This is a genomic window from Protofrankia sp. Cas3 (assembly GCF_963555955.1).
Taxonomy (GTDB): domain Bacteria; phylum Actinomycetota; class Actinomycetes; order Frankiales; family Frankiaceae; genus Protofrankia.
This window is the reverse complement of sequence record NZ_CAUVXP010000219.1, coordinates 1-7612: the sequence shown is the minus strand read 5'-3', so window position 1 is coordinate 7612 and position 7612 is coordinate 1. Positions and strand designations below refer to the sequence as shown.

Below are 7612 nucleotides of genomic sequence, written 5' to 3'. Positions count from 1 at the left end.
AATGTTGGTGGATGGAGAGGGTGACCGGCATCGGCGGAGTGTTCCAACGAGCAGGGGAAGCCGCGAGCCTTCGGGCCTGGTATGCGAGTCACCTGGGCTTCGACCTGGCCGACTTCGGCGGCGTCCAGTTCAGCTGGGAGCCGGGCGGCTCAACCACCTGGGCAATCTTCGACGGGGATACCGACTACTTCGGTCGGCGCGAGCAAGCGTTCATGGTTAACTTCCGGGTGGCCGATCTGGACGCGATGCTCGCCCAACTGCGTGCCGAAGGGGTCGAGGTGATCGACGCTGTCGAGGAGTCCGGGTACGGCCGGTTCGGCTGGGCCGTTGATCCGGAGGGGACCCGATTCGAGTTGTGGGAACCTCCGCCGGGCCAGTAGACGAAGCCCCGCGCAGCGGCTTCTCGGCGGACTCCACGATGTGCGGACGTTGAAGGACGTGTTCCGCCTATGCCGAGTGTGGGCGACCGGCAACAGGGCCGCGGCGTCGCGGGGCCGGGGCACGCACCTCGCCGCGTCGGCGTCGGTCGACACCCACAACCAGGGTGCCTCCCTCCTCCGCAGGTGGATCGTCGACAATCAGACGTGGATGCGCGCTCGTGACAAACTCGCGGACGACGCTGCGGCGTGGGGGATAGCCAGACCCTCGCACGCCCACACGACTTCACGAATTAAAGATCAGTAGTCGTCGGTGATGTTGTGGACGCCAGGTTCAGGTAGTGAGGCGGGTTTGGTATTCGCGGGGTGTCATTCCGAGGCTGCGGCGGAAGTGGCGGTGTAGGTGGCTTTGGTCGGCGAAGCCGGTGGCGGCGGCGGTTACGGCGATGGTGTGCCCGGTTTCGAGGAGGCGTTGGGCGCGGCGGATGCGGTACGCGATTTGCAGGGCGTGGGGTGGCAGGCCGGTTTGTTCGCGGAACAGCCGCAACAGGCGAAACTTGCCGATCCCGGCCGCGGTGGCGAGCCCGTCGAGGCTGATGTTGCGTTCGGGTTGGTCGCCGAGGTAGGCGTGGGCTAGACGCATAGCTTTGTGGTCGCGGGCGTTGAGTGGCGTACGGGTGGGGCGAAGGGTCGAGGACCGATCGATGATCGCACGGAGCCACTCGGCGAGTCGGTCGTCGCGTTCAAGGCGGGTGATGGGTGTTTGCAACGCGGTATGTAGCCGCAAGAACCTGCTGGCGAGGTCGGGGTCGGAGAGGACTGGTTCGGGGAAACTGACATCGGCCAGCGGCTCGGATTCGTGGTCACTGGCGAGCGTCGTGAGGTGGTCAGCATCGATGATCATGAGGCAGGCTGACCAGGGTCGGGCGTCGGGGGCCGTACCGGCGTGCGCGTCGGAGGAGTCCCAGGCGACGAGGTCGCCGGGCTGCACCAGCCAACGCCGCGGTCCCCGCCGAGCGAGCATGGGCTGGTCGGCGACGATCCCGAACACGTATTGGGCGCGGGGGTCTATGGCGTAGCGGGTGGTCTGGCCGGCCATGAGCAGGACGCGGTCTTCATCGGCCGGGTGCCAGATCCGAACCTGCTCGCTGTCCATGGCGAAATGCTACGCCGCAAGAACGTTCAAGATTGCCGGTCGCGGTGCGGCCTACGGTCAGGCCATGCCTATCACCCCGCACATCGTTGTCCAGGGCGCCGAGAGCGCGGTCGCGTTCTACCGCGACGCGTTCGGTGCCGAAGAGCTCGACCGGATCCCCACCCCCGACGGGCGGTTGATGTCGGTCCAGCTGCGCATCAGTGACGGCATGCTGCACGTGGCTGACGAGTTCCCCGAGATGGGCGTGCTCGCCCCGCCCACGATCGGCGGCACCGCGGTCGTGCTCTCGCTCGAGGTCGCCGACGCCGAAGCGGTCTTCGCCCAGGCCATCGCGGCCGGCGGGCAGGTGCGCCAACCGCTGCACGAGATGTTCTGGGGGGATCTGCACGGACAGCTCGATGACCCATACGGACACCGGTGGAACGTCAGCCAGCATGTGCGCGACGTCGGCCACGACGAGATCGTGGCCGCCGCGGCACGGGCGTTCGCCTGATGCGCTACCGGCTGCTCGGAGCCAGCGGGCTACGCGTGTCCGAGGTCTTCCTCGGCGCGATGACGTTCGGCGAGTAAGGAGGAGTCGGCGCGCCATTGGCAGAGTGCCGACGCATGCTCGATACCTACGCCGAGGCGGGCGGCAACGTCATCGACACCGCGGTGAACTACCGCGCCGGCGCCAGTGAGGATATCGTCGGTCAGCTCCTCGAGGGCCGCCGGGACACGTTTGTGCTGTCCACCAAATACACCGTGTCACGCGACCAGGCTGACCCCAACGCCTCCGGCAACCACCGCAAGAACCTGCGGGGTTCGCTGGAAACAAGCTTGCGGCGGCTGCGTAGCGACTACATCGACGTGTACTGGGTGCACCTATGGGACCGCCACACCCCCCTCGAGGAGACGATGCGGGCACTGGATGACGCGGTGCAGGCCGGCAAGGTACTCTATGTCGGGATTTCCGACGCCCCGGCCTGGGTGGTCTCGCGGGCCAACACCCTCGCCGAATGGCGCGGCTGGAGCCCGCTGATCGGCTTGCAGGTCCCCTACAGCCTGCTCAAACGTGACATCGAACGCGAGCTGCTGCCGATGGCCGAAGCCTTCGGCATGACCGTCGCCGCGTGGAGTCCGCTCGCTGGTGGGATCTTGTCCGGCAAATACACCCGCCCAGGCCGTGCCGACGCCAGGACCCGACTCAGTCCGGAATCGATCAGCGAACACGACCGCGCAATCGCGCGCGCCGTCCAAGACGTCGCCGACGAACTCGGCGCCACCGCATCCCAAGTCGCGATCGCCTGGACCCGGACCCACTCCCGCGCCATCCACCCGATTCTCGGTGCTCGACGACTCGACCAGCATTGTGGGTCGGAGGCCGGTCGCGTGTGCTCAGTCGCCGGCGCCGGGCTCACTCGGCATCACCCCTGGTCAACAGCCGTGCGGCGACCGGGCCGACGGTGATTTCAGGGCCTTCGGCCAAGAGCCTACGGTTCGGATTGTGGTACGTAAGGTCCACCAACCATCTCATGGGTAGGTCCCACATACCGCCTGACCTGGTCGTTTAGCGGTTCACGCAACCAAATTAATGATCTTAGTAACGTAGGGTTCACATCTGCGAAGCTCTGGCCAGCATGGCTGCAAGCCCGCTGACAGATCGTGCTGCCGCCGCCTGATCGTCTCGGCTGGACGGTCAGGGGAGTGTGCGCCAGTTGCGGGGTCATCGGCACAGCACACGCCCCGACCTGCCCGGACCTGGCGCTGCCGATCCTGTCGCTCGCTGAGCGGCCCGATGAGATCACCAGCGTGACTCGCGTGCCCCGGCCCGCCCGCGCACCCGTATCCCTTACCGTCAAACGAGCGTGTGGCGATCGAAAACTGGCGACAGCGGAGCGATGTCCCCGGTGACATCATTGCCCGGGATGGGCGCTTTCTTACCGCATGGAAGGATCTGGTATGTCCTATAGCGATGTGGAGGCGGAGCTTCGCAGGCATCCGGCTGTTCAGGAGTGTGTAGTCGCCAGGATCCCGACCGGGCCGAGGACGCACATGCTCGTCGCGTATGTCGTGATCATTGGCCAGGCATCCCCCGCGGACATACGGGCGTTCCTGTCGACCCCCCGCCTGCGATCCAACCGGGTCCCTCGGGCCGTGATACCGGTGGACTCCCTGCCCTGCACCCGTTTCGGTGAGGTGGACCGCGGAGGTCTTCCGCTTCCGGTGCAGCCGGGAATGATGGCGGGCGGCAAGGGGGCGTTGGCCGATCTGGACGATATGCCACTCGGGGGGCTCATGCTGGTTTTAGCAGGGGTCGTCGCTCTGGTGGCGTTCCTGACGACCGACGTTTTCTGGCCGGGCTCCACTGATCTGTCCGTGGTGCCCCAGACGTGGTTCAGGAGGCTCTTTACCGGGCTCTATGTGGCCGAATTCCTGTCCTTCGGCTTGGGGATCAGCTTCCTGCTCTTCGGCCGCAGGCGGTTGACCCGGCTGGGACGTCCTTCATGGCTGACCACGCTGGCCCATCTATCGATCGTCTGGCTGCTGGCCGCCTGGTGGCCGCAGGACAACTTTTACCGGCTCGCCGCCAAGACCGACTGGGCACGTCAGGCGGCCCTCGTCTACGGGTTCAACATCACTTTGATGATCGCCGCGGCCGTGCTCGTCGTCTTCGCGGTCCGCGAGCGCCCCGCGGGGTGACCCCCAGATCGGCGAACATCCCGCCAAGGGCCGCGTTCGCGCTTCGGACGGTGGTCTCCGCGTCATCCAGGGTCCGCCTGGTGCGGCCGGCTATCGCCACGCCAAGGTAGGGGACGGGGTCGAATGCGGCTGTCGGGATGGTGACCAGCAGGGTCGCGCCGATCGCCCGGCAGCTCTGGGCAGTGCGGGCGAGGTGTTCGCGCAGCGTCCCGGCGGGCAGCCGGGCACCTAGCGGTAGCCGGTCGAGCGTGCGGACGAGATGACGTCCTCCTCGCCGGCGGTCGAGGGCAGCCTGGAGGTGGAACGCGACAGCCGGGCCGGTGAGCCGCAGGTTGATTTCGGTGGGGGCGAGGCGGCCCGACCGGTCGGTCACGAAGTCAACGTCGTACCAGCCCCGATAGCCGTCCTCGGCCAGGGCACGGCCCACCGCTGACCCGAATCCGACGGCTGTGTCGGCGAGCGAATCGGGAAGGACACCGGGACCGACTGTGACTCCCCGGTAGCTGGTCCCGTCGACGTCCATCAGCCCGACGCCGACCGGGTGGACCTCGCCTTCGGGGTCGATGACGGCGTCAAAGGTGGGGTCGCGGTACGGGCCTGATCCCTCCACGTACTCCTCCAACAGCACGCCGTCGCGCGCCCATCGTCGGACGAGGGCTCGGCGCCCCGCTGTCTCGGGGGTCACTATCAGCGTGCCGGACCCGCCGGCGCCGTACTCGGTCTTCAGCACCACCCGAGCCACTCCGGTCAGTTCCCGCGCGAGCGCGCGTCGCGAACCGACCGGCCGTTGTGCGGGAACGACGATTCCCGGGTGATCGGATGCCAGCGTACGGAACAACGCGTGGGCATGCCTCTTGGACTCATACCGGCCGATTGCCTCCACCAGACCGCGGGGTGACGGGGCGATTGCTTCGAATGCCGCCGTCCGACCCCACGGCAGGACCGGTGAACCCCGGGAGGTGAGGCGTTCCAGCAGGTCCGGCCGAGACCGGATCGCCTCGGATATCCGGCCGTCTCCGGCGATCCCACTGTGTAGCTCGACCTCGCCCCAGCCGAGTACGGCAGCAACGTCCCGGACCCACCAGTCCTCGACCCGCTCGGGGAGAACGACCATCGCGGGGCGGGGACCGCAGAAGGTAGCCAGACAGGAGTAGTGGTCGGGACCCTGCACACCGCCAGCGAACTGGCCGTTGAACTCCGCGACATTGCCGACGTGAATCGTGGACCCGCCGGCACTCCAAGCCATCGACCAGGATGGTTCCGGCCGGACCGGCCACGCGACATACACGGGCAGGGCATGGTCTGTCCCCGGCCGGCGGACGTCCCGCGGTTCCGCCCCCATCGCCAGGTAGAACGCCTCGGCGTTGGGATCGGATTCGATTGTCACCTGAGTGAACCCCAGCCGGCCCGCCTCCTCCAGTACATGCCGGTACAGCACGCGCCCCACGCCGCGGCCGATCGCGTCCGGTTCAACGAACAGCATGCCTAGTTCACCGTCCGGCGGATCACCCTCCAAGGTGGCCACACCCAGGACCAGTCCATCCCGTTCAGCAACCACCGTCCGCCGTGCGACCACCTCGCCACGTCGAAACCAGAGATCATTCCGGCAGGCGGCCAGAAACTCCTCGTCATAGCCCCAGTGCGCCTTGGAACGCATTGTCAGTCCGCTCAGCGCCTCGGCTTCGTCCGGCCGCGCCACCCTCAGCTTCACCGCTTCGGTCAAGCCGCTCATCCAGGAATGCTCTCACGGAAGGGGATGGGCCGAGCGCCCAGCACGAGCTCTGCGTGGGGACCGCGATTACATCGGGGCGCTGCTGCCCCATGCCGACGTGGTGCAGGCGCTGCTGTGCGGCCTGTGGGCTGAGGGGATCGACGGCGAAATCTTCAACGTCGGCGACGACGCGCCCATCACCGCCTGCGAGATACTCCGGCTGAACAACATCGCGCCCGACCCGGACGCGGCGCAGCGCGTCCTCGACGATCCGTGGAAGGACATCATCGACAGTTCCAAGATCCGCCGAGTGCTGGGCTTCCGGCTCATCTATCCCAACGTCTACGCCGCCGCCCCGGCACCGGTGCGTGCCGAACCCGCCGCCGTCAGGACCGATAGTCGCCGATGGCCGTCAGCTGCTCGGGAGCCGGCGGCTCGGCGAGCCACCCCTTGAGGTTCTCCTGGAACTCCAGGAACTCCGGCACCTTCGGTAGCGGATTGTCGATCCCCTCCTCGATCTGCAGCAGCACCACGTAGGTCACACCGTCCTGAAGCCGGTACGACGTGTAACGGACGCCCTGGGGGCGCGCCTCCTCCAACGTGGCGAACAACGATCTCACAGCCGCTTCGACCTCGGCTGCCTTCTCGGCCTTCACCTTGGTCCTCAGGAGCATCGCCAACATCTGGTCATACCTTCCCTGTCACACGGGCCGACGGCCGTCGGTCATTGCCTATGACACGCGCCGACGGAGGAATGTGACCGATGGACGAACACGAGTGGCTGGCCGAGCGGTTCGAGGAGCACCGCGGGCATCTGCGCGCTGTCGCCTACCGCATGCTCGGCTCCGTCCACGAGGCGGACGACGCCGTGCAGGACGCCTGGCTGCGGCTGAACCGGTCCGGGGCCAGCGACATCGAGAACCTGGGCGGATGGCTGACCACGGTCGTCGCCCGGATCTGCCTGAACATGCTGCGGGTGCGCAGGACCCGTTCCGAGCACCCGATCGGCATCCACGTGCCCGATCCGATCATCAGTCCCGACCAGGTTGCCGGGCCCCGGCAGCCCGAGCAGGAAGCGCTGCTGGCCGAGTCGGTCGGGCTCGCACTGATCATCGTGCTCGACACCCTGACTCCCGCCGAGCGGCTGACCTTCGTGCTGCACGACATGTTCGACCTGCCGTTCGACGAGATCGCGCCGATGGTGGACCGCTCCCCGGCGGCAGCCCGCCAACTGGCCAGCCGGGCCCGCAGACGGGTGCGGGCGCTGGGCGCGCCCGTCCCCGACGCCGACCACATCGTCCAGCGACGGGTGGTCGACGCGTTCTTCGCTGCGGCCCGCAGCGGCGACTTCGATGCGCTGGTCGCGTTGCTGGACCCCGACATCGTCATGCGCGCCGACGGTGGGGCCTCCCGGCCGCAGGCCTCGGCGGTGGTCCGTGGGGCACCGGCCGTCGCCCGCAGGGCCCTCATGTTCGCCCAGCCCACGGCGGTGGTGCGCTCGGCACTGGTCAACGGCGCCGCCGGGGTCGTGATCACGGCAGGCGACCGGCCGATCTCGGTTATGGGGTTTACCGTGACCAACGAACGGATCGTCGAGATCTACGCCATCGTCGACCCCGACCGCCTCACCGGCCTCGACCTCACGGCCCTCGACATCCAGGACACGGCCTGAGCTTGTCGTTTAAG

Annotated in this window: 8 protein-coding genes and 1 pseudogene; 6 read left to right on the top strand and 3 right to left on the bottom strand. The window is 67.6% G+C overall.

The window, feature by feature from the left end:
• Nucleotides 1-380, top strand: a 380-nt coding sequence (locus tag U9983_RS25500; RefSeq protein WP_322756446.1) for a VOC family protein, incomplete at its 5' end; no start/stop codon positions are given.
• Nucleotides 381-711: 331 nt separating this feature from the next.
• Here the strand turns inward: U9983_RS25500 and U9983_RS25495 are convergent.
• Nucleotides 712-1533, bottom strand: coding sequence for a helix-turn-helix transcriptional regulator (locus tag U9983_RS25495; RefSeq protein WP_322756445.1), 822 nt, complete (start codon nucleotides 1531-1533; stop codon nucleotides 712-714).
• 64 nt (nucleotides 1534-1597) lie between these two features.
• Between U9983_RS25495 and U9983_RS25490 the strand changes: the two genes are divergently transcribed.
• The 3 genes and pseudogenes from U9983_RS25490 (at nucleotide 1598) to U9983_RS25480 (ending at nucleotide 4215) form a co-directional block, all read left to right on the top strand.
• A complete protein-coding gene (locus U9983_RS25490; RefSeq protein ID WP_322756444.1) occupies nucleotides 1598-2026 on the top strand; it encodes a VOC family protein in 429 nt (142 codons plus the stop codon).
• A pseudogene (locus U9983_RS25485) lies at nucleotides 2026-2982 on the top strand (aldo/keto reductase). Before U9983_RS25490 ends, U9983_RS25485 begins: the two are co-directional and overlap by 1 nt.
• A 492-nt stretch (nucleotides 2983-3474) precedes the next feature.
• Nucleotides 3475-4215: an AMP-binding enzyme gene (locus tag U9983_RS25480; RefSeq protein ID WP_322756442.1), complete on the top strand. Its 741-nt coding sequence runs from the start codon at nucleotides 3475-3477 to the stop codon at nucleotides 4213-4215.
• Here U9983_RS25480 and U9983_RS25475 read toward each other — a convergent pair.
• Nucleotides 4151-5947: a GNAT family N-acetyltransferase gene (locus U9983_RS25475; RefSeq protein WP_322756441.1), complete on the bottom strand. Its 1797-nt coding sequence runs from the start codon at nucleotides 5945-5947 to the stop codon at nucleotides 4151-4153. The two genes, U9983_RS25480 and U9983_RS25475, sit on opposite strands and share 65 nt — an antisense overlap.
• 97 nt (nucleotides 5948-6044) lie before the next feature.
• Here U9983_RS25475 and U9983_RS25470 point away from each other — a divergent pair, with 97 nt between their 5' ends.
• Complete coding sequence (locus U9983_RS25470; protein ID WP_322756440.1) at nucleotides 6045-6380, top strand: hypothetical protein; 336 nt, start codon at nucleotides 6045-6047, stop codon at nucleotides 6378-6380.
• Here the strand turns inward: U9983_RS25470 and U9983_RS25465 are convergent.
• Nucleotides 6313-6600, bottom strand: coding sequence for a hypothetical protein (locus U9983_RS25465; protein WP_322756439.1), 288 nt, complete (start codon nucleotides 6598-6600; stop codon nucleotides 6313-6315). The two genes, U9983_RS25470 and U9983_RS25465, sit on opposite strands and share 68 nt — an antisense overlap.
• A gap of 89 nt (nucleotides 6601-6689) precedes the next feature.
• On the opposite strand from U9983_RS25465, the gene sigJ reads away from it, so the two are divergent.
• On the top strand, nucleotides 6690-7598 hold the full coding sequence (gene sigJ / locus U9983_RS25460) for an RNA polymerase sigma factor SigJ (protein WP_322756438.1): 909 nt from the start codon (nucleotides 6690-6692) through the stop codon (nucleotides 7596-7598).
• The last annotated feature ends 14 nt before the right edge of the window (nucleotides 7599-7612 follow it).